At 72.9% G+C, this 715-nt stretch carries 1 protein-coding gene and 1 pseudogene; one reads left to right on the top strand and one right to left on the bottom strand.

The features are described 5' to 3' along the window. Nucleotides 1–157 (bottom strand): annotated as a pseudogene (locus tag DJ70_RS17770) (4-hydroxy-tetrahydrodipicolinate synthase); the annotation flags it as partial. Nucleotides 158–515: 358 nt separating this feature from the next. Here DJ70_RS17770 and DJ70_RS17320 point away from each other — a divergent pair. Continuing rightward, the coding region (locus tag DJ70_RS17320) for a hypothetical protein (RefSeq protein WP_179233998.1) at nt 516–715 on the top strand (200 nt) is incomplete at its 3' end.

The raw sequence follows: 715 nt of genomic DNA, 5'->3' as shown, positions 1-715 counted from the left end.
GGCGGGCGTTCGCGGCGAGCTGCTCGTGGTCGATCCCGTTCTCGCCGGTAAAGGGGGTCGTCATCGCGGGGTAGACCCCCTCGAAGGGTTCGTCGGTCGGTTCTCGATCGTCGCGGTCGGTCGTGTACGGCGTCGTGGTCGTCGTGGGGTTCGTCATCGGTGTCGTGGTGTGGGTCGGGCCGGTCCGGCTCGTGTCGCTCCGGCCGGTCCGGGTCGTGTCGTCGTGAAAGCGGTCGCGCGCGGGTCGGGGGTCGTCCGGGACGGGGTCGCCACTCCCGCCTGTGGACGCGTCACGCGCGTTTCTTCGAGAAGGGCCGCGTCGCTGCCGGCGGAGGCGAGCCGAGCGACGACGCGGTTCGGGTCACGACCGGGCGTACGCCGATCGGTCGTTTATGCGTTTCGTCCTCGACGGAATCTGCCGCCCGCGGCCGGCGAGGGAGCGACCGGCGCGGCCGTTCGCGGCGCACACGTCCGCGGGAGAACGGTTTTTACTACGAGCGTGGTAACGGTCGGGCATGAACGACGACGAACCCCGCCTCGGGTTCCTCATCGAGGGCTCGACCGACGGTCGAGTCGCGGACGGCGGGGAGGCGGGGACCGGCGGCGGGGACGCGGCGGTCGGCGGGACCGCGGACGGGGAGTCGGTCGGCGAGGGGGCGACGGAGCGGTCGGCCGCGCTCGCGTTCGCCCGCGACGTGGTCGGGGACGTCGAGAC

It is taken from the genome of Halorubrum halodurans (assembly GCF_002252985.1).
GTDB lineage: Archaea > Halobacteriota > Halobacteria > Halobacteriales > Haloferacaceae > Halorubrum > Halorubrum halodurans.
This window is presented reverse-complemented; position numbering and strand designations above follow the sequence as displayed.